The organism is Plantactinospora veratri, from assembly GCF_036421995.1.
In the GTDB taxonomy this organism is placed as follows: Bacteria; Actinomycetota; Actinomycetes; order Mycobacteriales; family Micromonosporaceae; genus Plantactinospora; species Plantactinospora veratri.
Genome location: NZ_JAZGQL010000005.1, coordinates 679,575 through 702,977, shown reverse-complemented (window position 1 = coordinate 702,977; position 23,403 = coordinate 679,575). Strand labels below are relative to the sequence as shown.

18 protein-coding genes are annotated in these 23,403 nt (G+C 73.3%); 12 read left to right on the top strand and 6 right to left on the bottom strand.

Features of this window, described 5'->3' with window-relative positions; genetic code table 11:
- The first annotated feature begins 1 nt into the window (after nt 1).
- The 11 genes from V1634_RS09310 to V1634_RS09260 all read left to right on the top strand — a co-directional run bounded on the left by V1634_RS09310 (nt 2) and on the right by V1634_RS09260 (nt 15,011).
- The gene (locus V1634_RS09310; protein WP_331207330.1) at nt 2–1,018 is read left to right on the top strand and encodes an enediyne biosynthesis protein; all 1,017 of its coding nucleotides are present in this window, start codon (nt 2–4) and stop codon (nt 1,016–1,018) included.
- Nucleotides 1,015–6,786 carry a type I polyketide synthase gene (locus V1634_RS09305; protein ID WP_331207329.1) on the top strand — a complete coding sequence of 1,924 codons (5,772 nt, stop codon included), beginning with the start codon at nt 1,015–1,017 and terminating at the stop codon, nt 6,784–6,786. The genes V1634_RS09310 and V1634_RS09305 overlap by 4 nt, the downstream gene beginning before the upstream one ends.
- A 2-nt stretch (nt 6,787–6,788) precedes the next feature.
- Complete coding sequence (locus tag V1634_RS09300) at nt 6,789–7,232, top strand: acyl-CoA thioesterase (RefSeq protein WP_331207370.1); 444 nt, start codon at nt 6,789–6,791, stop codon at nt 7,230–7,232.
- Entirely contained in the window at nt 7,229–7,780 is a 552-nt protein-coding gene (locus tag V1634_RS09295; RefSeq protein WP_107258255.1) for a flavin reductase family protein, read from the top strand. The genes V1634_RS09300 and V1634_RS09295 overlap by 4 nt, the downstream gene beginning before the upstream one ends.
- Nucleotides 7,771–9,126 (top strand): cytochrome P450, encoded by a 1,356-nt coding sequence (locus tag V1634_RS09290; RefSeq protein WP_331207328.1) that lies wholly within the window; start codon nt 7,771–7,773, stop codon nt 9,124–9,126. Before V1634_RS09295 ends, V1634_RS09290 begins: the two co-directional genes overlap by 10 nt.
- A 69-nt stretch (nt 9,127–9,195) precedes the next feature.
- The gene (locus tag V1634_RS09285; protein ID WP_331207327.1) at nt 9,196–10,230 is read left to right on the top strand and encodes an NAD-dependent epimerase/dehydratase family protein; all 1,035 of its coding nucleotides are present in this window, start codon (nt 9,196–9,198) and stop codon (nt 10,228–10,230) included.
- A complete protein-coding gene (locus V1634_RS09280) occupies nt 10,227–11,105 on the top strand; it encodes a maleylpyruvate isomerase N-terminal domain-containing protein (protein ID WP_331207326.1) in 879 nt (292 codons plus the stop codon). Before V1634_RS09285 ends, V1634_RS09280 begins: the two co-directional genes overlap by 4 nt.
- Nucleotides 11,106–11,630: 525 nt before the next feature.
- Nucleotides 11,631–12,656, top strand: coding sequence for an FAD-dependent oxidoreductase (locus V1634_RS09275; protein ID WP_331207325.1), 1,026 nt, complete (start codon nt 11,631–11,633; stop codon nt 12,654–12,656).
- 136 nt (nt 12,657–12,792) lie between these two features.
- The gene (locus V1634_RS09270) at nt 12,793–14,265 is read left to right on the top strand and encodes an MFS transporter (RefSeq protein WP_331207324.1); all 1,473 of its coding nucleotides are present in this window, start codon (nt 12,793–12,795) and stop codon (nt 14,263–14,265) included.
- 94 nt (nt 14,266–14,359) lie between these two features.
- Nucleotides 14,360–14,794, top strand: coding sequence for a DUF899 family protein (locus tag V1634_RS09265; protein ID WP_331207323.1), 435 nt, complete (start codon nt 14,360–14,362; stop codon nt 14,792–14,794).
- A gap of 10 nt (nt 14,795–14,804) precedes the next feature.
- The gene (locus V1634_RS09260; RefSeq protein ID WP_331207322.1) at nt 14,805–15,011 is read left to right on the top strand and encodes a hypothetical protein; all 207 of its coding nucleotides are present in this window, start codon (nt 14,805–14,807) and stop codon (nt 15,009–15,011) included.
- A gap of 64 nt (nt 15,012–15,075) precedes the next feature.
- On the opposite strand, the gene V1634_RS09255 is transcribed toward V1634_RS09260, so the two are convergent.
- The 3 genes from V1634_RS09255 to V1634_RS09245 are packed head-to-tail and all read right to left on the bottom strand — an operon-like array spanning nt 15,076 to nt 18,159.
- Nucleotides 15,076–16,311 (bottom strand): cytochrome P450 family protein, encoded by a 1,236-nt coding sequence (locus tag V1634_RS09255; RefSeq protein ID WP_331207321.1) that lies wholly within the window; start codon nt 16,309–16,311, stop codon nt 15,076–15,078.
- A 16-nt stretch (nt 16,312–16,327) separates the two neighbouring features.
- On the bottom strand, nt 16,328–17,722 hold the full coding sequence (locus tag V1634_RS09250; protein ID WP_331207320.1) for an FAD-dependent oxidoreductase: 1,395 nt from the start codon (nt 17,720–17,722) through the stop codon (nt 16,328–16,330).
- A complete protein-coding gene (locus V1634_RS09245) occupies nt 17,719–18,159 on the bottom strand; it encodes an SgcJ/EcaC family oxidoreductase (RefSeq protein ID WP_331207319.1) in 441 nt (146 codons plus the stop codon). The genes V1634_RS09250 and V1634_RS09245 overlap by 4 nt, the downstream gene beginning before the upstream one ends.
- A gap of 210 nt (nt 18,160–18,369) precedes the next feature.
- Between V1634_RS09245 and V1634_RS09240 the strand changes: the two genes are divergently transcribed.
- Entirely contained in the window at nt 18,370–19,176 is an 807-nt protein-coding gene (locus V1634_RS09240) for an SDR family NAD(P)-dependent oxidoreductase (RefSeq protein WP_331207318.1), read from the top strand.
- Here V1634_RS09240 and V1634_RS09235 read toward each other — a convergent pair.
- The 3 genes from V1634_RS09235 to V1634_RS09225 all read right to left on the bottom strand — a co-directional run bounded on the left by V1634_RS09235 (nt 19,173) and on the right by V1634_RS09225 (nt 23,377).
- On the bottom strand, nt 19,173–20,429 hold the full coding sequence (locus V1634_RS09235; protein WP_331207317.1) for a vWA domain-containing protein: 1,257 nt from the start codon (nt 20,427–20,429) through the stop codon (nt 19,173–19,175). The genes V1634_RS09240 and V1634_RS09235 overlap by 4 nt on opposite strands.
- Complete coding sequence (locus V1634_RS09230) at nt 20,426–21,856, bottom strand: AAA family ATPase (RefSeq protein WP_331207316.1); 1,431 nt, start codon at nt 21,854–21,856, stop codon at nt 20,426–20,428. The genes V1634_RS09235 and V1634_RS09230 overlap by 4 nt, the downstream gene beginning before the upstream one ends.
- Nucleotides 21,857–21,928: 72 nt before the next feature.
- Nucleotides 21,929–23,377, bottom strand: coding sequence for a hypothetical protein (locus V1634_RS09225; protein WP_331207315.1), 1,449 nt, complete (start codon nt 23,375–23,377; stop codon nt 21,929–21,931).
- Between the last annotated feature and the right edge of the window lie 26 nt (nt 23,378–23,403).

The following is a 23,403-nucleotide window of genomic DNA, read 5'->3' as shown; positions in this document are numbered from 1 at the left end:
GATGGCCGAGAAGACCAAGAACCCACCCCGGCACGACCCAAAGGTGATCAAGGCGCTGCGGAACTTCGCCATCTCGATCACCGTGTTCAACATCCTCGGTTACACGCTCTTCGGCTTCGAGCAGGCGTGGACCTGGCCGTTCATCGCGCTGCTGACCGGATACACGCTGGAGATCGTCCTCGAGGTCATCGGCGCCCGAGCGGAGGGACGGGCGCCACGATTCCTCGGTGGCGGGGTACGCGGCATGATCGAGTTCCTCTACCCGGCGCACATCACGAGCCTCGCGCTCAACATGCTGATCTACGTCAACGACCGGGTGTTGCCGATGATGTTCGGCATCGCCGTCGCGATCGGCGCCAAGTGGGTGCTGCGGGCGCCGGTACGCGGCCGGCTGCGGCACTACATGAACCCGTCGAACTTCGGGATCACGGTGATCCTGCTGCTCTTCCCGTGGGCCAGCGTCGCGCCGCCGTACCACTTCACCGAGCACGTCGGCGGGCCCGTGGACTGGATCATCCCGGCGGTCATCATCTTCGGCGGCACGATGATCAACGGCATGCTCACCGGCCGGATGTGGCTGATCATGGGCTGGCTCGGCGCCTTCGTCCTACAGGCGGTCTTCCGGGGCATCGTGCTGGACACCTCGATCCCGGCCGCGCTGGCGATGATGACCGGCGTCGCCTTCGTGCTCTTCACCAACTACATGGTCACCGACCCGGGCACCAGCCCGTCCCGCCCGGCCTCCCAGGTCGCCTTCGGGGCCGGAGTGGCCGTCGTCTACGGCTTCATCACCGGCGCCGGGATCGCGTACGGCATCTTCTTCGCCACCGCGATCGTCTGCCTGGTCCGGGGCGGCTTCCTCTGGTCGGTCCACTTCGTCAACCGGGCCCGCGAACAGCGTGAGGCGGCGGCCACCGCCGCGGCGGCCGCGGCCGTCACCCCCGCCCTGGTCGCCTCACCCAACGGCCACGAGCCGGCCGACAAGGAGTCCGCCGGCAAGGAGGTGGTGACCGCATGAGCCGGATCGCCGTGGTGGGCATGGCGTGCCAGTACCCGGACGCCACCTCGCCGAAGGAACTGTGGGAGAACGCGCTGGCCGGCCGACGGGCGTTCCGGCGCCTGCCGGACCAGCGGATGCGACTGGAGGACTACTGGGACGCCGACCCGACGACACCGGACCGCTTCTACGCCCGGATGGCGGCGGTCATCGAGGGGTACCGGTTCGACCGGATCGCCTACAAGATCGCCGGCAGCACCTACCGCTCCACCGACCTGACCCACTGGCTGGCGCTGGACACCGCCGCCCGGGCGCTCGCCGACGCGGGCTTCCCGATGGCCGAAGGGCTGCCGCGCGAGCGTACCGGGGTGGTCGTCGGCAACACGCTGACCGGCGAGTTCTCCCGGGCCAACCAACTGCGCCTGCGCTGGCCCTACGTCCGCCGCATGGTCGCCGCCGCGCTGAAGGACCAGGACTGGGACGACGACCAGCTCTCGACGTTCCTGGACGACTTCGAGGAGACCTTCAAGAGCCCGTTCCCGGCCATCGACGAGGACACCCTCGCCGGTGGGCTCTCCAACACCATCGCCGGGCGGATCTGCAACCACTTCGACCTCAAGGGCGGCGGCTACACCGTCGACGGCGCCTGCTCCTCCTCGCTGCTGTCGGTGGCCACCGCGTGCAAGACCCTGGTCGACGGGGAGGTCGACGTCGCGGTCGCCGGTGGGGTGGACCTCTCGATCGACCCGTTCGAGATCGTCGGATTCGCCAAGACCGGCGCGCTGGCCCGGCACGAGATGCGGGTCTACGACCGCAGGTCCAACGGCTTCTGGCCGGGCGAGGGCTGCGGGATGGTCGTGCTGATGCGCGAGAAGGAGGCGCGGCAGGCCGGGCACCGGGTGTACGCCACCATCGCCGGCTGGGGCATCTCCTCGGACGGCAAGGGCGGCATCACCCGGCCCGAGGTGAGCGGCTACCAGCTCGCGCTGCGCCGGGCGTACGAGCGGGCCGGCTTCGGCATCGAGACCGTCGGCCTGTTCGAGGGGCACGGCACCGGCACCGAGGTGGGAGACGCCACCGAACTCAAGGCGCTCTCCCTCGCCCGCCGCGCGGCGGACTCCGAGGTGCCGCCGGCCGTGATCAGCTCGATCAAGGGGATGATCGGGCACACCAAGGCGGCGGCCGGGGTGGCCGGCCTGATCAAGGCGGCGATGGCCGTGCACCACCAGGTGCTCCCGCCCGCCGTCGGCTGCGTCGAGCCGCACCAACTGCTCGACGAGGAGGAGGCGGCGCTGCGGGTGCTGCGCAAGGCCGAGCCGTGGCCCACCGGTACCGCCGTGCGGGCCGGCGTCACGGCCATGGGGTTCGGCGGGATCAATACGCACATCGTGCTCGACCAGACCGACCCGGCCCGCCGGGTGCCGTTCGACACCCGTACCCGCGCGCTGGCCGCCTCGGTGCAGGACGTGGAACTGCTGGTCGTCGACGGCGTGACCCCGGCGGAACTGCGTACCCGGCTGGAACTGGTCCTCGACTTCGTGCCGAGCCTCGCGTACGCCCAGCTCGCCGACCTGGCCGCCACCCTGCACCGGGAACTGCGCGGCGGGCCGTACCGGGCGGCCGTGGTGGTCTCCTCGCCGGACGACGCGCAGCGGCGGCTCCGCGGCCTCTGCGAGGCGCTGGACGCCGGTGAGACCACGCTCTTCACGGCGGACGGGCGGGGCTTCCTCGGCCACGCCAGCGGGCCGGGCCGGATCGCCTTCCTCTTCCCCGGCCAGGGCTCCGGCCGGGGCACCAGCGGCGGTGCGCTGCGCCGCCGCTTCGCCGAGGTGGCCGAGGTGTACGCCTCGGCGGCCCTGCCCACCAGCGGCGACATGGTGGCGACCTCGGTCGCCCAGCCCCGGATCGTCACCGGCTCGGCGGCGGGCCTGCGCGCGCTGTCGATGCTCGGGGTGGAGGCCGCCGCCGCCGTCGGGCACAGCCTCGGCGAGATCTCGGCACTGCACTGGGCCGGCGCGCTCGACGAGGAGACCCTGCTGCGGATCGCCTCGGTCCGGGGCCGGACGATGGCCGAGCACAGTGCCTCGGGCACCATGGTCGGGATCAACGAATCCCCGGAGGTGGTGCAGCCGCTGCTGACCGACCTGCCGGTCGTGATCGCCGCCTACAACGGTCCACAGCAGACGGTGGTTGCCGGCACCGAGGCGGCGCTGGAGGATCTGGGACGCCGCGCCGACGCCGCCGGCATCGGCTGGCGCCGGCTGCCGGTGTCGCACGCGTTCCACTCGCCGCTGGTGGCGCCCGCCGCCGAGGTCTTCGCGGGACGGCTGACCGAGGAGCGGGTCGGCCCGGTCGGGCGGCGGATCGTCTCGACGGTCACCGGTGAGCCGCTGGCGCCGGAGACCGACGTGCCGGCGCTGCTGCGCCGGCAGATCACCGATCCGGTGCTCTTCACCCAGGCGGTGACGCTGGTGGCGAAGGACATCGACCTCTTCGTGGAGGTCGGTCCGGGCCGGGTGCTCAGCGGGCTCGCGGCGGCGACCACCGACGTACCGGCCGTGGCGCTGGACACCGACGACGAGTCGCTCGCCGGGTTGCTCGCCGTGGTGGGTGCCGCGTACGTCGTCGGTGCCGCCCCGGTGCACGCCGGGCTCTTCCACGGCCGGCTCGTCCGGCCGCTCCAGGTCGGGGCCGAGTTCACCTTCTTCGAGAGTCCCTGCGAGGCGGCGCCGCCGCTCACCCTGCGCAGTGCGGTCCGCCGGAACCCGCCCGCCGAGGCGCCTGCCTCGCCGGACCAACCGGAGCATTCGGGCGAGTCGATAGTGGACCTGCTGCGCCGGCTGGCGGCGGAGCGCGCGGAGCTGCCGCTGGAGCTGGTCCGCGAGGAGAGCCGGCTCCTCGACGACCTGCACCTCAGCTCGATCACCGTCGGGCAGCTGGTCAACCAGGTGGCCCAGCAGGTCGCCGCGGGCGCCCCGCAGGGGCCGACGAACTTCGCCACCGCGACGGTACGCGAGCTGGCCGACGCACTGGCGGAGCTGGCCGAGAACACACCGGACGGCGACGGCGGGTCGTCCGCCGTGGTCGCCGGGGCCGCGGCCTGGTCCCGGGCGTTCCGGGTCGACCTCGACGAGGCCGGGCCGCCCCCGCGCGGCGAGCCCGAGGCCAGCGGGCGCTGGCGGGTGTACGCGCCCGCCGACAGCCCGGTCGCCGAGCCGCTGCGGCACGCCCTGGAACGCGCCGACGTCGGCGCCGGGATCCTGGTCTGCCTGCCGCCGGACTGTGCCGAGCAGCACCTCGAACTGGCCCTGCTCGGCGCCAAGGCGGCCGCCGCCGGTGCCGCCGGTAGCCGGTTCGTGCTGGTGCAACACGGCCGGGGCGCGGCGGGGCTGGCGAAGACACTCCGGCTGGAGGCGCCGCAGGTGCGTACCACGATCGTGCACGTGCCGCCGACGCCGGCCGCCGTCGGTCACGTCGTGGCCGAGGTGCGCGGCACGACCCGGTTCGCCGAGGCGTACTACGACGCCGCCGGGAACCGCCGGGTACCGACGCTGCGCCCGATGCCGGTCCACCCGACCCGGGTCGTCCAGCCGCTCGACGACGGGGACGTGCTGCTGGTCAGCGGCGGCGGGAAGGGGATCACGGCCGAGTGTGCGCTGGCGCTGGCCACCGACACCGGCGCGAAGATGGCGGTACTCGGCAGGTCCGACCCGGCCGACGACCCGGAACTCGCGGCGAACCTGAGCCGGATGGCGGCGGCCGGGGTACGCCTGCACTACGCCCGCGCCGACGTGACCGACGCGGCCCAGGTGCGGCAGGCCGTCGCGGAGGTGACGGCCGCGCTCGGACCGGTCACCGCGGTGCTGCACGGCGCGGGGCGCAACGAGCCGGCGGCGCTGGCCAACCTCGACGCCGACGCGTTCCGCCGCACCTTCGCGCCGAAGATCGACGGTCTGCGTGCGGTGCTCGACGCGGTCGACCCGGACCGGCTGCGGCTGCTGGTCAGCTTCGGCAGCATCATCGGCCGGGCCGGGCTGCGCGGCGAGGCGCACTACGCCACCGCCAACGAGTGGCTCGCCGACCTCACCGCCGAGGTCGCCGACCGGCACCCCGGCTGCCGCACGCTCTGCCTGGAGTGGTCGGTCTGGTCCGGGGTGGGAATGGGGGAGCGACTCTCCGTCGTGGAGGGTCTCTACCGGGACGGCATCACCCCGATCACCCCCGACGACGGCGTACGCCTGCTGCGGCGGCTGCTCGCCGACCCGGAGGCGCCGACCGTGGTGGTGGTCAGCGGCCGTACCGACGGGATCGACACGGTACGCCGGGACGCGCCCGAACTGCCGCTGCTGCGCTTCGTCGACCGTCCACTCGTCCGCTACCACGGCGTCGAGCTGGTCTGCGAGGTGGAGCTGAACGCCGGCACCGACCGCTACCTCGGCGACCACCTCCTCGACGGCAACCTCCTCTTCCCGGCGGTGTTCGGGATGGAGGCGATGACGCAGGCGGCGGTCGCGGTCACCGGGCGGGACACCGTACCGGTGCTGGAGGGGGTCGAGTTCCCCCGCCCGATCGTGGTGCCGCCGGACGGCAGCACGACGATCCGGATCGCCGCGACGGTGGTCGACGACGACACCGTGGCAGTGGCGATCCGCAGTGCGGAGACGGATTTCGTCGTCGACCACTTCCTGGCCCGACTGCGTTTCACCGACGCCGCCGTCCCCGACGGGCCGCCGGAGCAGGCCGTCGCCGGGCTTCCGCCGGTACCGCTGGAGCCTTCCCGGGACCTCTACGGCGACACGCTGTTCCAGGGCAAGCGGTTCCACCGGCTGCGGCAGTACCACCGGGCCGCCGCACGGCACGTCGACGCCGACCTGGCGGTCGACCCGACGGTCGACTGGATCGCGCCGTTCCTCCCCGGCGAGCGGCTGCTCGCCGACCCCGGGATGCGGGACGCCCTGATGCACGGAAACCAGGTCTGCGTGCCGCACGCCACGCTGCTGCCGGCCGGCGTCGAGCGGGTCCACCCGGCCGGCCGGGCGCTGGACGACCTCGACGAGGTGCGCTTCTGCGCCACCGAACGCAGCCGGGACGGCGACACGTACGTCTACGACATCGCGGTGCGTACCCCGGACGGCGAGGTCGTCGAGCGGTGGGACGGCCTGCGCCTGCGTGCCGTACGGAAGAAGGACGGGCGGGGTCCGTGGGTGGCACCGCTGCTCGGCCCGTACCTGGAACGGGCGCTGGAGGACGTGGTCGGCGCCCGGATCGGGGTCGCGGTGGAGCCGGTACCGGCGGACCAGACGGCACGGGACCGCCGGCACACCGCGGTGGCCGCCGGCCGGGCGCTCGGCGCCCCGACGCAGCTGCGGTACCGGCCGGACGGCCGGCCCGAGGTCGACGGCGATCGGACGATCTCGGTCTCGCACGGCGCGGGGGTGACGCTCTGCGTCGCCGCCGCCGGGACGCTCGGCTGCGACGTCGAACCGGTCGCGGAACGGGACCAGGCGGACTGGCGGGCGCTGCTCGGCCAGCACGCCGGGCTGGCCGAGCTGACCGCCACCGAGCTGGGTGAGGACCCGCACACCGCCGCCACCAGGATCTGGACGGCCTTGGAGTGCCTGGCCAAGGCGGGCCTGCCGGCGCGCGCCCCGCTCACCCTGGGCACGGTACGCCGGGACGGGTGGCTGGTGCTCGCCTCCGGCACGCTGCGGATCGCCACGCTCGCGACCCGGCTGCACGGCGTCTCCGCGCCGGTGGTGGTCGCGGTACTGACCGACGGGTGGTCATGATCATGGACAAGTACTACGAGTACCTGCACACCGTGGGGTTCGAGGAGACGAACCTCGTCGGGAACGTCTACTACGTCAACTACCTGCGCTGGCAGGGCCGGTGCCGGGAGATGTTCCTCAAGGAGCGTGCCCCGGACGTCCTGGCCGACCTCCAGACCGACCTGAAACTGTTCACCCTGAAGGTCGACTGCGAGTTCTTCGCCGAGATAACCGCCTTCGACGAACTCGCCGTCCGGATGCGGCTGGTGGACCTGGCGCACACCCAGCTCGAGTTCGGCTTCGACTACCTCCGGCTGGACCCGGGCGGCGGGGAGACCCTGGTCGCCCGGGGCCGGCAGCGGGTGGCCTGCATGCGGGGGCCGAACGGCGCCACGGCGCCGGCCCGGGTGCCGGAGGCGCTGGCCCGGGCTCTCGACGCGTACCTGCCGGCGGGGAGTCAGCCATGACACTGGAGGCGCGCAGAACCGTCGACGCACAGTCGCTGCGCCGGGCGTGTGGGGCGTTCGCCACCGGCGTCACGGTGGTGACCGTCGGCGGCGGTGTGCCACACGGCATGACGGCGAACTCGTTCGCCTCGGTGTCGCTGGATCCGCCGCTGCTGCTGGTCTGCATCGACCGGAAGGCGATCATGCACGGATGCCTCGACGGCACGAGGTCGTTCGGGATCTCCGTGCTCGCCGCCCGACAGGAGGCCGTCGCCCGGTACTTCGCCGACCGGCGGCGGCCGCTGGGCGCGGCCCAGTTCGACTCCGTCGACTGGCGTCCCGGGCCGGTGACCGGCGCACCGCTGATCTCCGGCGCGCTCGCGCACTTCGAGTGCGACGTCTGGCGCAGCTACGACGGCGGCGACCACACCATCTTCCTCGGTACCGTGCTCTCCGCCGAACAGCCGGACGCGGCCGACGCGCTGGTCTTCCTGCGCGGCCGCTTCGACCGGACCGGTCCGGCCGCCCGCACCAACGACGTGAGCGAGGTGACCACGACGTGTCCCTGACCGCCCCCGTCCGGGTCCCGCCGGGTCCACCGGCCCGGTCCGCACCCCGTCTACTGTGGAAACTGGTCCGGGACCGGCTCGGGCTGATGTCCCTGGCGGCCGGAACGTACGGCGACGCCGTCCGGATCGCCATGGGTCCCAAGGTGCTCTACTTCTTCAACCATCCCGACCACGCCAAGTACGTGCTGGCGGACAACCCTGGAAACTACCACAAGGGACTCGGGCTGGCCCAGGCCAGGCGGGCCCTCGGCGACGGCCTGCTGACCAGCGAGGGCGAGCTGTGGCGCAAGCAGCGCAACGTGATCCAGCCGGTCTTCCAGCACCGGCGGATCGCCCGGCAGGCCGGGGTGATCGCGGAGGAGGCGGCGGAGCTGATGGTCCGGCTCCGCGCCCACCGGGACGGCGAGCCCGTCGACGTGGTGCGCGAGATGACCGGGCTGACCCTCGGGGTACTCGGCCGCACCCTGCTCGACGCCGACCTGGGCGCCTTCGGCTCGCTCGGCCAGGCCTTCGAGGCGATGCAGGACCAGGCGATGTTCGAGATGGTGTCGCAGAGCGCCGTCCCGATGTGGGTGCCGCTGCCGCACCAGCTCCGGTTCCGGCGGGCCCGCGCCGAGCTGCAACGCATCGTCGACGAGCTGGTCCGGGACCGGACCCGGGACCCGACCGGTGACGACGCGCTCTCGCGGCTGATCACGTCCACATCGGAGGAACGGGATCCGGCCGTCGGCCGGCGGCGGATGCGCGACGAACTGGTCACGCTGCTGCTCGCCGGCCACGAGACCACGGCCAGCACCCTCGGCTGGACCTTCCACCTGCTCGACCTGCACCCGCAGGTCTGGCAGAGGGTACGCGCGGAGGCCCGGGACGTGCTCGGGGACCGGCTGCCGGAATACGAGGACCTGCGGGAACTCCGGTACACCACGATGGTCGTCGAGGAGGTGATGCGGCTGTACCCGCCGGTGTGGATGCTCTCCCGGATCGCCCAGCAGGCCGACGAGGTGGGCGGCTACCGGATACCGGCCGGCGCCGACGTGCTGATCTGCCCGTACACCCTGCACCGGCACCCGGGGTTCTGGGACGATCCGGAACGCTTCGATCCGGAGCGGTTCGACCCGGCCCGCGCCCAGGCCGGGCACCGGCCCCGGTACGCGTACATCCCGTTCGGGGCCGGGCCGCGGTTCTGCGTCGGCAACCACCTCGGGATGATGGAGGCGGTCTTCGTCATCGCCATGGTCGCTCGCGAGCTGCGGCTGAGAGTGGCGCCCGGCCACCGGGTGGTGCCCGAGCCGATGCTCTCGCTGCGGATCCGTGGCGGACTGCCGATGACCGTGCACGCCGCCTGATCGATTTTCCGTAAGATATCGAGGACGTTCGAACTAACGGTCGGCTGGCCGGGACGGGACGGTGGCGACGTGCTGGTTCTGGTGACCGGAGGCACCGGCTTCCTGGGCTCCCACTCGGTGGCGGAGATCCTGCGCGCGGGTCACCGGGTACGCCTGCTGGTCCGCGACCCGGCCGGCGTCGCCCCCGCGCTCGGGCCGCTCGGCGTCGACCCGGACGGTCTCGAACTGTGCCGGGGCGACGTGACCGACCCGGACGCCGTCGCCGAAGCGGTACGCGGCTGCGAGGCGGTGCTGCACGCCGCCTCGGTGTACAGCTTCGACAGCCGGGCCGGTGCCGCCATGCGCGCGGTCAACGTCCGGGGCACCGAACTGGTGCTCGACGCCGCCCGCGCGGCCGGTGCCGACCCGATCGTGTACGTGTCGAGCTTCGCCGCCCTGCTCCCCGCCGGCCGGGAACCGCTGCACACCGACTCCCCGGTCGGCGCGCCCCGCGAGACGTACATGGCGACGAAGGCCGGCGCGGAGGCGGTCGCCCGGCGGGCCCAGCAGGCGGGTGCCCCGGTGGTCGTCACCTATCCACTGGCCACCCTCGGCCCGCACGACCCGAAGCTCGGCGACCAGGCCGGCCGGGTCCGCAACGCGCTGCGCGGCCTCATGCCGATGTGGCCGTCGGGCGGCTTCCCGGTCGGCGACGTCCGGGACGTCGCCCGGCTGCACGCCGCCGTACTGAGTCCCGGCCTCGGACCCCGCCGGTTCCTCGCCCAGGGCCGGTACGTCAGCACCCGCGAGTTCGTGCAGGTGCTGCGCCGGGTCACCGGCCGGAAGCTGCCCGCCGTCCACCTTCCGGCCCCCGCCATGTTGCCGGTCGGCGCGCTGGCCAGCCTCGCCCAGCGGCTGGTGCCGGTGCACATTCCGGCCGAGTACGGTGCCATCTACACCTGCCTGGTCGGTCGCCCCGTCGACACCAGCGCCACCGACCGGCTCCTGGGCCCGGCCGGCACCGCCTTCGAGACCACCCTGCGCGACACGGTGCGCTGGCTGCACCGTGCCGGACACATCTCGTCCCGGCTCGCCGGCGAGGCGGCCGCACTGGAGGCGACGTGATCATTTCCGACGGACAGTGGGCGGAGACCCGCGACGCGCTGCGGCGGGCCGGCGACCGCTTCGCCGACCTGCTCGCCGCCGTCCCGGACCCGGCGGCCCGGGCGACGAGGTCGTGGTCGGCCGCGCAGACGGCGGCGCACATGGTGTCGCTCGCCTGGGCCTGCGAGACCATCGTCGAGCCCGGCAGCGACAGCGGCCGGGACGCCCGGCTCGACGGACAGCTCCGGGACACCCAGGTCGACACCGTCCGCGACCTCAACGACCTGCTGCTGCGGCAGTACATCGTGGAGCGCGACCTCGCCCCGCTCGCCGCCCGGCTGCGCGAGCACGTCCGGTCGATCCTGCGGGCCACCGACGGGCGCGATCCCACCGAGGCGGTCGACTGGCTGGGCGGGTCCCGGCTCCCGCTCGGCGGGCTGCTGGCCCACCTCACCAACGAGCTGCTGATCCACGGCTGGGACATCGCCCGGGCCGGGTCGCTCCGCTGGGAGATCCCGCCCCGCGACGCCGGCCTCTTCATCGAGCTGTTCCTCGTCGGAGTGACCTCGTACGGCTACGGCGCCCTGCTGGACAGCACGGCGCCCCCGCCACGGCGGCGGATCGCCGTCCAGTTCCGGTCCCGGCACACCCTTCCGGTGACGATCGTGCTGGACGGTACGGGCGGGCACGACGGCAACCGGGGCCGGGTGTCGATCACCCAGCCGGGCCCCGGCGACGATGTGCGACTCTCGTTCGACCCGCCGACGCTGAACCTGGTGCTCTTCGGCCGGATGTCCCGACTGCGGGCGGCGCTGACCGGCCGCCTCTTCGTGAGCGGCCCGCGCCCCTGGCTGCTCCCGGCCTTCCTACGCACCGTGCACATGCCCGACAACTGACGATGCAAGGAAGGGCCCCCGCTTATCGTTTTCTGTCGTAGCGGGGGCCCTTCCTTGCACTTGTCGTCGGCGGTTCGGGAGCTGGGCGAACTGTCGGAGGTCGTCGACGAAGAGGTCGGGCTCCTCCAGGGCGGCGAAGTGGCCACCCCGGTCGCACTCGTGCCACTGCGCGATGTTCGGGAACGCCGGCTCGGTGAAGCGCCGCACCGGCCGGGCCGAGTCACGGGGGAACACGGGCACGCCGAGCGGTACCGGTAGCGGCGGTGGCGCGGCCCGCGGGGTCGGCGCCGACGGCCGGCTGTCCGGGCAGCACCGGGGCGGGCAGGCGCGGTAGGCGGAAACGGCGGACGGAGCCGGTCGCCGAGCACCCGTACCCCGCGCGCCCGCATCTGCTGAGCCCACGCGGTCGCGGCCGCGAGGACGGACACGGAACCGGGTCGGCCGCGTGACAGCAACGGGGAAGATGCGCGACCTCGGGCCGCAGTGTGACAGTCGCGGTGACGGCGGCAGAGCCCGGGGGGACCCTTGAACGAAGATGTCGGTGACCGGGCGGTGGTCCTGGGCGGTAGTGTGGCCGGCCTCTTCGCCGCCCGGGTCCTCGCGGACTTCTACCGCAGCGTGACGGTGGTGGACCGCGACCAGTTGGTCGGCGCTACCGGTCCACGCCGGGCCGTCCCGCAGGGACGTCACATCCACGGCCTGCTCACCCGTGGCCAGCAGACCATCGAGGAGCTGTTTCCGGGCTTCACCAAGGAGATGGCCGCCGGTGGGGTGCCGGCCCGCGACTTCGGTACCAGCCTGGGCTGGCACCTCAACGGCCGGACGATCCGCAAGGTGGAGACCGACCTGGTCTGCATCTCGCCCGGCCGCTGGCTGCTGGAGGAGCGGACGCGCGCCAGGGTCGGCGGGCTGTCCAATGTCGACTTCATGGACCGGACGGACGTCGTCGGCCTCGAAGCGAGCCCGGACGGCAGCCGGATCACCGGTGCGGCGGTGCACCGTAGGGAGGACGGGGGGTCCGGCGGTCGGCGGTCGCTGCCGGCGGACCTGGTCGTCGACGCCACGGGACGCGGCTCGCGAACCCCGCGCCGGCTGACGGAGTTGGGCTATCCCCGGGTCGGCGAGGAAGAGGTCAGGATGGACCTCACCTACACCTTCCACCTCCCCAGCAGCATCCGCCGCCGGTACGAGCGGCTGGCGCGGTTGCCGGAAGGGCTGCTCGTGGTCGGTGACGCGGCCTGCGTGTTCAACCCGAGCTACGCCCAGGGGATGACGGTGCGGCGATCGGGGCGGTCGTGCTCCGGCCAGTACCTGGCGGACGGCGTGCGGGGTGCGCAGCGGTACTTCCGTGACCTGGTCCGGGCGATCGACCCGCAGTGGGACATGTCCGCCGGCGGCGGCCTCGGTTTCCCCGGGGTCGCCGGCCGCCGCGGGCTGAAGGTACGGCTGAACGCCTACATGCCGCAGTTGCGGACCGCGGCGACCGGGACCCGGTCGTGTCCCGCGCCTTCAAGCGGGTGGCCGGTCTCGTCGACCGGCCGGAGACCCTGATGCGTCCGGCGACGGTCTCGCGGGTGTTGTTTCCGACCCTGCGCCGGTCGAACGGAGGTTGACCCGGCCCGACGGCCGGCCGGCACCGTCGCCGTGCCGGCCGTCGGGTCGATCGGTGGAACGAGGAGGAGCGGAGATGGAACCAGCCGGGGTAACCGCAACACCCACCGCGCACGACGAGCGCGATCCACGTCGCTGGACCGCGCTGGTCGTGCTCTGCTGCGCCAGCTTCCTGGTGATTCTCGACTCGCAGATCATCATCGTCGGCATGCCGGCGATCCAGTCGGCGCTGGCCCTCGACGCCAGTGCGGCGCAGTGGATCCTGACCGCCAACCTGCTCACCTTCGGAGGCCTGCTGCTACTCGGCGGCCGGTCGGCGGACCTGCTGGGCCGGCGCAGGATCTTCATGGCCGGCCTGATCGGCTTCCTGCTCACCTCGCTGTTCTCCGGTCTGGCCTGGAACGCCGAGGTCATGATCGCCGCCCGGGCCGTGCACGGCATCTCGTCGGCGATGATGGTGCCGAGCGCGCTGTCGATCCTGATGAGCACCTTCGAGGAGGGGGCCGAGCGCAACAAGGCCATCGCCGCCTGGTCGGCCGTCGGCGGCATCGGCGCCACCACGGCCATGCTGGTCGGCGGCTGGCTCACCAGCAATCTCGGCTGGGAGTCCGTCTTCCTGGTCAACGTACCGGTGGTGCTGGTGCTGCTGGTGGTCAGCCCGCTGGTGCTGCGGGAGAGCCGGGACCACGGACGGCGGCGGACCTTCGACCTGGCCGGAGCGTTGACCAGTACGGCGGCGCTCGTCGCGCTGGTGTACGCGATCTCCGAGGCGCCCGCGGCGGGCTGGTCGAGTGTGCAGACCACCGGCCTGCTCGCCCTGGTGGTCGTCCTCGGGGTCGTCTTCGTCGGGATCGAGGCCCGGTCCAGCGCACCGCTGGTGCCGTTGCGTACCCTGCGGATGCGTAGCGTCGCCACGGGCAACCTGCTGATGGCTCTCGTCGCGATGCTGGTCTTCTCGCTCTCCTTCTTCTCCTCGCTCTACGGGCAGCAGGTGTTGGGGTACTCGGCGATCGAGTACGGCTTCCTGGGCTCGATCATGCCGGTGATGGCGATCGTCGGCGCGTACGTCGGGCAGGCGGTCGTCACCCGGCGCGGGTTCCGCCCGGCCGCCGTGCCGGGCGTGCTGATGCTCGGCGTCGCGTGCGCGATGCTGATCATGATCAGCGTCCGGGGCGACTACCTCAGCGACCTCTTCTTCCCCTTCGTGATCTTCGGTCTCGGTCTGGGCATCGCGCACACCACCGCCTCGATCGTCGCGCTCACCGGGGTCGCGGAGTCGGAGTCCGGCCTGGCGTCCGGGCTCGTGCACGCCGCCTTCCAGGTCGGCGGCGGGTTCGGTATCGCCATCGTCTCGACCGTGGCGGTCTCCTTCTCCACCGGGCCCGACGAGGCCAGCGCGCTCACCAACGGCTTCCGGGCCGGCTTCGTCGCCTGCGTGGCGTTCGCGGTGGTCGCGCTCGCCTTCGCGGTGGCGGTTCCGGGCCGCCGCCGGGCCACGGTCGCCGCCCCGGAGGAGCAGGTCCGGCCCGCGCCGGTCGTCGGGCCGTAGGTCTTCCTCCGGAACCCTCGGCCGGCTGTCGTCCTCCGGCCCCGCTGCGCCGAGCCAGCTGTGAGAGCCCCGTCGAGGCGGAAGAGGAGACGAGATGAGCGGCGTACAGGTGGCGTCGAGGCAGGACTGGCTGGTCGCCCGCAAGCGTTTGCTGGCCAGCGAGGAGGAGGCCGCTCGCCGGCTGGCGGAGGTGGGTGCGCAGCGGCGGGCGCTGCCGGCGGTGAAGCTGGAGAAGGAGTACGTCTTCGACGGCCCGGAGGGCAAGGTCGAGCTGCTCGACCTCTTCGCCGGGCGCCGCCAGTTGATCGTCTATCACTTCATGTTCGACCCGGCCTGGGAGCAGGGTTGCAAGTTCTGCTCCTATCTGGTCGACAACATCGGCGACCTGTCGCACATGTACGCCCGGGACACCACACTCGTGCTGGTGTCCCGGGCACCGCCGGTGGCCCTGGTCGCGGTGGGGCTGGCCGCGTTCACCGCGTGCCAGACCGCCGGTCGGCTCGTCGGTGACCGGCTGCACGTGCGCTAAGTTCAGCACCTTGAGCTGCGCCGGCATCCTGATCGGCCCGGCGCTGGTCGGGTGGTCCGCCGAGCTGGTCGGCCTGGGCTGGACCCTGGCCGGACTCGTGCCGCTGCTGATCGGCGTGGTGCTCAACGCCCGGTTGATCGCCTTCGCCGACCGCGACCGGAGGGTGCCGGCAACGGGCTGCGCCGGTCATTGCGCATTCCCGAAGGTGCGTGGTTGATGCCAAAATGTCACGGCCAGAGGTGGGCGGTCAGGCCGGCCGGCGCTGTGGTGGACCGCAGGTGTCAACCGGTCGGCCGTCCGGCCAGATACACCGGCAGCGAGCGGAGCCCGTTCATGATGAAGGTGCCGGGTGGCGCCAACTCGGCCGGCGGGACCGCGAGGGTCAGCGCGGGAAACCGCTCGAAGAGCGCCGGCAGTGCCACCGACGCCTCCAGCCGGGCCAGCGAGGCGCCGATACAGAAGTGTGCCCCGTAGCCGAACGACAGGTGGTCCTTGTCCGGCCGGGTGAGGTCGAACGTCTCCGCGCTCGCGCCGTACCGGTCAGGGTCCCGGCCGGCGGCGGCGAGGCAGATCAGGATCGGGCTCCCCCTCTCGATGGTGACGCCGTCCACTTCGATGTCCTCGGCCGCGAAGCGCAGCGGAAGCTGGGCGATCGGTGCCTCCGCCCGTAACGTCTCCTCGATCACGTCGGACCAGGAGGCCCGGCCCGTCGCCACCAGCTCACGCTGGTCCGGATGGGTGAGCAGGGCCACGATGGCCTTGGTCAGCAGGTTCATCACCGTCTCCGAACCCGCGCCGAGGACGTTGAACAACGAACCGACGAGTTCGGACTCGCTGAGCAGCCCTTCCCGGTCGTGCGCCTGGACCAGCCGGCTGGTCATGTCGTCGGCCGGAGCCGCCCGCTTGGCGGCCGCCAGCTCCCGCAGCGCCACCTGCCAGTGCGCCACGTTGGCCGCGGCCTCCTCCGGCGGCAGGGTGGTGTCGACGGCGAGTTCGAGGCCGCGCAACACCTCCGGCCGGGCCTCCTCCGGTACCCCGAAAAGCTCGCAGATCATCTGCGCCGGCAGCGGCGCGGCGAAGCTCGCCCGGAGGTCGACCGGCCGGTCCGTGGGACGTTCGGCGAGCCGGTCCAGCAGGTCGGCGACGATCCGCTCGACGAGCGGACGCTGCGCCTCGATCCGGCGCGGCCCGAAGTCCGGTGCGACCAGTCCGCGCAGTCGACGGTGGTCGTCCCCGTCGACCAGGGTCATGCTGTCCATCTTGACCCAACTGATCAACGGCCAGTCGTCGCCGATCTCGCCGTCGATGAACGCCGGCCAGTACCGGCGCGGATCCTTGACCACCCGCGGATCGGCGAAGAGCCGCCTGGCCAGCGCGTAACTCGTGATCGACCAGGCCGGTACCCCGCCGGGCAGCTCGACCCGGACCGCCGAGCCCAGTTCGCGCAGCCGGGCCGCCTCGGCCAGGATGTCGCCCCCGGTGCGGTCGATGACGTAGGGGCAGCGGTCGCTCTCCATGGCTCGTCTCCCGGGATCAAGAGGGGACCGCGGCGGAAGCCGCCGCCGGTCTCGGCGCTGGGTGCCGCCGGCCCAGTACCCGGGCCAGCATCCCGGGCCGCAGCAGTGCCTGCGGCCCGTCGATCAGGCCGGCCACCCGCAGGAAGGACTCCGCCACCACCGGATCCTCGGCCACCGCGCGGTGCACCCGGGCCAGGTACGCGCCGGCCAACCGGACTCTCGGGCTCCGGGCGCCGACGACCCCCGGGTACGCCAGGTCGCCCAGGACGTTGATGTCCCAGGCGGCCCGGATGGTCGGGGCGACGTCGGCGAAGAACTCGGCGGGGCGGGGCTCGGCACCACGGCGCAGGTGGTCGCGGAGCACCAGCGCCTCGACGGCGGTGATCGTGTTGCCCTGCGCGTAGACCGGATTGGGGCTGGCCATCGCGTCCCCCAGCACCAGCAGGCCGTCGGGGAACCTGGTCAGCCGCTCGTAGTGCCGCCACAGGCTCGTCGGGAACTGGTACGCCCGGATCTCGTCCAGCGGTTCGGCGATCCGCAGCGCGTCGTGGATCTCCGGCACCGGTACCGTCCTCGCGTACCCGAGGAAGCCGTCCGGCTCCGTCGGCGCCTGGTCGCCGAGGTGCGCGTTGAGGGACAGGACGTATCGTTCGCCGCCGTCCGGCAGGGCCCGCTCCCGGGCGAAGACCGCGCCGCGCGGGTGACTCGGCGTCTGCGCGACGATGTACGCCAGGTCCGTGCCGAGCACCCCCAGCGGCAGCCGGTAGTGCCGGGTGGTGTAGCTGAGCCTGATCTTTATCCGCTCCTCCGCCGGAGGCTGGTAACCCAGCTCCGCCAACCAGACCGGCAGCCGCGAGCCCCGGCCGGTCGCGTCCACGACGAGGTCGGCCGGAAGCAACTCCGACCGCCCGTCGCGCCGGTGCAGGATCCGCACCCCGGTCACCCGGCGGCGGTCCGGGCTGGTGACCAGCTCCCGGACGTCGTGCCCCTCCCGGAAGGTCACGTTGGGCAGGGCCCGGACCCGCTCGCGGGCGGCCTGCTCCAGCGCGGTCCTGGGGATGGCGAGGCAGACCAGCCCACTGCGTACCTTCGGCAGCCGCCGGCCGTTGATCACCCAGCGCAGGTCGGCCCCCACGTCGCCGGTCGGCACCCCGGCCGCCCGGGACTCCGCGGTGATGCCGGGGAACAGCTCCTCGATGGCGCGCTGCCCCCGGGCGAGCAGCGCGTGCGCGTGGAACGCCTGCGGGGTGGCGTGCCGGGTTCCGGTCACGCCGAGCAGGCGGTCCCGGTCCACGACGACGACCTCCCGGTACGCCTCGGCGAGCACGTGCCCGGCGAAGAGGCCGGCGATGCTGCCACCGAGGACCACGGCGCGCTCACCGAGGTGTACGCCGCCCGCAGGCTGGGTCACCTCGGCCCGTCCGGCAGCGGGATCGGGGCGCGGACCGGTGTGTTGCCGTACCCGGTGATGGTCCACTCGCCGTCCTGCTTGACGAAGACCCAGATGCCGCGGATCGCGTGCTCGACCGGGACCTCGGTGGCGCCCGGAGGGTACGCACCGCCCTGGGAGAGGAGCAGCATCACGTCGTCCCGGATGTACCGCAGCTCCAGCGGCGCCCCGAGCACGTGGGTCCCCTTCCACTTGCCGTCGAAGGCCTCCGCCATCCAGTCGCGGATGGCCGGACGCCCCTTCAGGTGGGCGCCGGGCAGCACGATCGAGGCGTCCTCGCTGTAGACCGTGCTCAGCTCGTCGGCGTTGTTCTCGTTCCACGCTCCGGTGATGCGCGCGACGATATCGCGTACCGCTTTCTCGTCTTCGGGACGGACCGGGGAGACGGCGTCGCTCATTGCGCTTTCCCTTCCTGGGATGGACGCGAAAGGTGGTGCCCCACCGGAGGCCGCTCATATGCCGCCGGTACTCCAAAATCGTCGTGTAGGAACGAACGCGACGCATCTCCTGCTGTGCGGTTGCTGCGCATCCACGAAGACGCGACGCCGGCCACGGCTGGCGACAATCGGTCGACGGAATGGTCCGCACCGCCCGAGGGAGGGCCCGAAGTGTTTGGTTTGGACGGTAAGAGCGCCGTGGTCACCGGTGCGTCCCGGGGCATCGGCCGGGCCGTCGCGCTCGGCCTGGCCAGGGCCGGCGCGAACGTGGCGGTACTGGCCCGTGGCACATCCGCGCTGGCCGAGGTGGCGAAGGAGATCGAGGCGTGCGGGCGCAGGGCCGTCGTGCTCACCTGTGACATCGACCGGCCCGACGAGATCGACGAGGCGGTGACGGCGGCCCGGGACGAGTTCGGCGGTATCGACGTCGTGGTCAACAACGCCGGCGGCTTCAGCCATGTCGGACCGTTTCTGGAGATGACACCGGCGGACTGGACGCAAATTCTGCGCACCAATCTGGATTCGGTCGCGCACATGTGCCGGGCGGTGGGCGGATATTTGACCGGAGTGGGTCGGGGATCGGTAATCAACGTGGCCTCGGTGGGCGGTTACAACGGCGTTCCGATGCTTTCGCCGTACGCGGTGGCGAAGGCCGGGGTCATCTCGTTGAGCCGTACCCTCGCGGTGGAATGGGCGGCCAGCGGAGTACGGGTCAACGTGATCGCGCCGGGCTGGACGCGTACCCAGTTGACCCGCAGCTTCGCCGGGAACCCGGAGCTGGCCGAGGGGCTGATCCGGAGCGTGCCGCTGGGCCGGTGGGGTGAGCCGGACGACCTCGTCGGCGCCGCGGTCTACCTGGCCAGCGACGCCTCCCGGATGGTCACCGGCGCCTGCCTGACCGTGGACGGCGGGGTGACCGCGTACGACACCGGGCCGGCGATGATCGACATGCTGAGCGTCGGCCGGATCCCGATCTAGGCTGTCGCCGGGCCGCCACCGATCTCGACGACCCGGGCCCAGGCCGGGGGTGCGTCCGGCACGTAGTCGGGATCGTCCTCCCGCCAGGACCGGTACGCCGCCGGCCGGGGAAAGAGTCCCACCACCGTCCGGCACGCCGGCCGGGCCGCCGGCCACGGCGTCTGCCCGTCGGTGAGCACCACCACGACGTCCGGGGCGGGTTTCGCCCGCAGCGCCCTGGCGAAGCCGGTGCGCAGGTCCGTCCCGCCGCCGCCGAGCAGCGGGATCTGCCCGGCCCGGCAGAGCGGGTGCACCACCCGGGCCGCCGCGTCGCAGGGCAGCACGGTGACCAGCTCGCGTCGGCCGCCCACCGCCCGACCGATCGCGGCGATTTCGAGCAGCGCGCTGCCCAGCTCGGCGTCGCTCACCGACCCGGAGGTGTCGACGACGACGCAGACCCGGGGCGGCCGGCGGCGCAGGCTCGGCAGGATCACCCCGGGCAGGCTGGCCGAGCGGCGGGCGGGGCGGCCGTACGTGTAGTCGTCGCCCGCCCCGGCGCTGCTGGCGGCCGAGCGGACCGCCGCACCCAGCAGGGCCAGCCAGGGCTGCGGCGGATGGAACGCCTCCTCGGCCCACCGCTGCCACCCCCTCGGGGCGGTACCCGGCCGGGCGGCGATGCCCTGCGCCACCCGGAACCGTACGGCGTCCCGCTCCTCGACCGTGAGCCCGTGCGCGCCGTCCGGTCCGAGGTCCCACTCCCGGTCCAGCCCGTCGGCGCCGCTGCCGCAGTCCAGCCAGACGAAGTCCTGGATGTGCGGCCCGAGCCGGAACTGGCGCAGGTAGTCCTCCATCAGTTCCCCCGGTGGGAGGCCCAGCACCGCCGGCCCGATCGCACCCTCGGGCCGGGCCAGCCCGTCCCCGTACACGTCGTCGTTGATCTCGCAGTCGGCCGCGATGTTGATCCGCAGCCGTTCTCCCGGCCCGACCAGCCCGCGCCGCAGGGCGACCCGGTCACCTCGGCCGTGGTGGTCACGCAGCAGGTGGGAGACCTCGTGCACCCAGACCCCGGCCAACTCCTCGACCGGGGTCCGGTCCACGAAGCCGGGGGAGACGTAACAGCGCCAGTGCCGGTCCACGGCCATCGTCGGCACCCGCCGGGACTCCACGGGGTGCAGCGCGAAGAGCGCCGTCGCAAGGTAGGGCCGGACCCGGGCCGCGTGCAGCCGGGCGGTGAAGAGCTTCTCGGTGTCGAGGGCACCGGCCGGGCGGTTCATCGGCCGACCCCGGTGGTGACGGCGGTCCGGGTCGCGACCTTGTCCGCCCGCCGGGTCAGCGAGACCACCCCGGCAAGCCGGTCGATCGCCGCCGGCACGTCCCAGTCGGGCTGGCGGAGCGCGGCGAGCGTGGCCGCGGGTACCACCACCAGGTCCGGGGCGCCGGTCTCCAGCGCCCGGACCAGCAGTTTCCAGGCCGCGTCCCAGCGGGACCGGTCGGGGCGCTTCCGGACCGCGTCGACCACCCCGTCGAGTACGGCCTGCCGCAGGTCACCCCGCTCGGGCAGGTCGGCCCGGGCCGGGTCGGCCAGCAGCACCTCGGGGTCCGGCAGGTCCAGCCGGTCCAGGCTGGCCAGCAACTCCAGCCCCGGGCCGTCGCCGACGGTGCCTCTGACCAGCATGGAGAGCACCTCCCGGGAGGTGTCGGCGGCGGTGGCGAAGGCGACCAGCCGCAGCGTCATGTCCCAACTGCGCGGTGACGGCCAGGCGCCGCCCCGGCGGGCCTCGTTCTCCGGTAGCCGGTGCACGAGCCCGGGGCGGGCGGTCAGGAATTCGCAGACCGCGCGCCGGGCGAACGCCACCGCCTCGGGCAGCCGCTCCGGTGCGAGCCGGGGAAGTGCGGCCCGGGGCCAGGTCCCGCCGAGCCCTCGCACCACGACCTGCGGGTCGTGTGTCCACTGTAGGTGGACGAAGCGGTTGGCCAGTGGCGGGCTCAGCTCCCAGCCGTCGGCGGCCGAGGAGCGGGGGTTGGCGGCGGCCACGATCCGGACGCCGGGCGGAAGCCGCAGTGCTCCGATCCGCCGTTCCAGCACCACCCGGAGCAGGGCGGCCTGCACGGCCGGGGGCGCGGTGGAGAGTTCGTCCAGGAAGAGCAGTCCCCGGCCGGCCCGCACCAGGCGTACCGCCCAGTCCGGTGGAGCCATCGGCACCCCCTGCACCGCGGGGTCGTCGCCGAGCACCGGCAGGCCGGCGAAGTCGGACGGCTCGTGCACGCTGGCGATCACCGTGGTCAGCGGCAGGTCGAGGGCCGAGGCGAGCTGGTTCAGTACGGCCGTCTTGCCGATCCCCGGCTCTCCCCAGAGCAGCACCGGCAGGTCGGCGGCGACGGCCAGGGTCAGCGCCTCCAGTTGCGGGTCGGGGCGGGGTTCGGTCGCGGTGTCGCCCAGCAGGGTGAGCAGGTCGCCCGCGACGTCGAGCTGGCCCGGCCGGGACGGTTCCGCCGAGCCGCCCGCGCCCGGATCACCCGGAGCGGCCGGATCGCCCGGATCGCCCGGAGCGCCCGGAGCGGCCGGAGCACTCGGATCGGCCGGAGCGCTCGGGGAGGAAGCCGGTGCCGGGGAGGAAGCCGAAGGGCGGGATGAGAGGGCGAAGCGGGCGGGGGAGACGGGCGCGACGGTGGAGGGGGCGGACGGCACGGAGATACGCATGTGAGATCACCTTGGGGTCGGGTCGGGTCCGGACGGACCGGTGCGGAAGCGAGGCAGGGAGGGACGCGCGGATCAGCGGGCGATGGCGTGCCGCGGACGTTCCCGGGAGGTACGCCGGGACCGGGCGACCAGTCGAGCCAGGTCACGGCGGCGCCCGGAGAGCCCGCTCGCCGGGTGTGGCGCTGAATTGACCAGCCCGGCGCGGTACAGCCCGTGCGAGACCCGGCGCAGCGCCGCCGTCTCCAGTTCCTCCCGCAGGGCACCGGCCCGGAGCAGCGCCTCCGGGCCGAGCAGGCGTTCGACGGCGGCGACGGCACCGTCGGTGTCGCCGTGGTCCAGGCGGGCCCGGATGTCGCCGAGGTTCTCCGGCTGGCGGTGTGCCCCGTCGATCGCCCGCAGACAGGGCAGCGGGGTACCGGTCAGCGCGGCCAGCAACTCCTCGCGGCGGATCTCGGCCGGATCGTGGTCCAGCGCGACGAGTACGCCGTCCACCAGGCCGATCCGGTGCCGGGCGCCCCGACACTCGACGAGGCGCGGTGCCGCCCCGTCGCCCGGGGGTGGCCGGGTTCCGGCGACCGGCCGGTCCGGTACGAGTGCCGGGGCGACCAGTGGATGCAGTTCGTCGGCGCGGATCAGTCCGGCCCGGAGCAGGGCCAGGTCGGGCAGGACCCAGGTCGCCGCGTCCGGCAGTACCGGTAGCGCCTCGGTGCGGCTCCGCGCCGGCACCGTCCGGATCCGTGACCGGCCGGGGCCGCCGGCCGGGTCCGGCAGCAGCTCCAGCAGCAGCCGGTGCCGGGAGCCGAGCCGGACGGTGACGTTGGTGCCGCCGTCCTCGTCCGGCCCCGGGACAGCGCCGAGGAGGCCGGCGGGATCATCCGCGTCGAGCAGCAACCGCGCCTCGGCGGCCCAGCGCGGCACGGCGCAGTCGAAGCCGGGCGGTATCGCGCCTTCCGGTTCGACCGGGCCGGCGTCGGGTCGCCGATCCGCCCCGGAGCGCACCCGCAACTCGCCGGCCCGGCGTACGTCCCAGAGGTGACGGTGCAGGTCGAGCCGGAACCGTCGGTCCGGACGGGGATGCGGATGCGGCCCGGACGACCCGGGCCGGGCCGGGTCCCACAGCGTCAGGCAGATCCGCTGCCCCGCGTCCGCCCAGGCCGGCGGGGTCCGGACCACCAGGTGCGGGGTGCCGGCCTCCGTCCCGGGGTACCGGGCCAGCGAGATGGTCAGGCCCGGTCGCAGCAGCCCGTCCGGGGCGACCCGGGGCAGGTGCCAGCGGAGCAGGTCAGGAGCGAGCTGGCAGAGATCGGCCCGGAGTCGTGCGGCCAGGTCGGCACCGTAGGTGCGCGCCACGGAACGCAGTCGTAGATCCACGTCGACGCGTGCGGCGGCGCAGGCTCCGGCCCAGTCGCCGACAGCGCGGCGGGCGGTCGCCAATTCGATCATCGAGGGCGGCACGGCGAACTCGCGCACGCGCAGCCAGAAGGATAGCCGGGAGTCTCTGTCCACAGGAGATGCGTGCATCAGCACTCACCTTGCGTGGGCTGGAC

Bases quoted from the DNA above. Each gene is read 5' to 3' on its own strand.
- V1634_RS09310 (WP_331207330.1), top strand. From the start codon at position 2: ATGGCCGAGAAGACCAAGAACCCACCCCGGCACGACCCAAAGGTGATC.
- V1634_RS09305 (WP_331207329.1), top strand. From the start codon at position 1,015: ATGAGCCGGATCGCCGTGGTGGGCATGGCGTGCCAGTACCCGGACGCC.
- V1634_RS09300 (WP_331207370.1), top strand. From the start codon at position 6,789: ATGGACAAGTACTACGAGTACCTGCACACCGTGGGGTTCGAGGAGACG.
- V1634_RS09295 (WP_107258255.1), top strand. From the start codon at position 7,229: ATGACACTGGAGGCGCGCAGAACCGTCGACGCACAGTCGCTGCGCCGG.
- V1634_RS09270 (WP_331207324.1), top strand. From the start codon at position 12,793: ATGGAACCAGCCGGGGTAACCGCAACACCCACCGCGCACGACGAGCGC.
- V1634_RS09265 (WP_331207323.1), top strand. From the start codon at position 14,360: ATGAGCGGCGTACAGGTGGCGTCGAGGCAGGACTGGCTGGTCGCCCGC.
- V1634_RS09255 (WP_331207321.1), bottom strand. From the start codon at position 16,311: ATGGAGAGCGACCGCTGCCCCTACGTCATCGACCGCACCGGGGGCGAC.
- V1634_RS09245 (WP_331207319.1), bottom strand. From the start codon at position 18,159: ATGAGCGACGCCGTCTCCCCGGTCCGTCCCGAAGACGAGAAAGCGGTA.
- V1634_RS09235 (WP_331207317.1), bottom strand. From the start codon at position 20,429: ATGAACCGCCCGGCCGGTGCCCTCGACACCGAGAAGCTCTTCACCGCC.
- V1634_RS09230 (WP_331207316.1), bottom strand. From the start codon at position 21,856: ATGCGTATCTCCGTGCCGTCCGCCCCCTCCACCGTCGCGCCCGTCTCC.
- V1634_RS09225 (WP_331207315.1), bottom strand. From the start codon at position 23,377: ATGCACGCATCTCCTGTGGACAGAGACTCCCGGCTATCCTTCTGGCTG.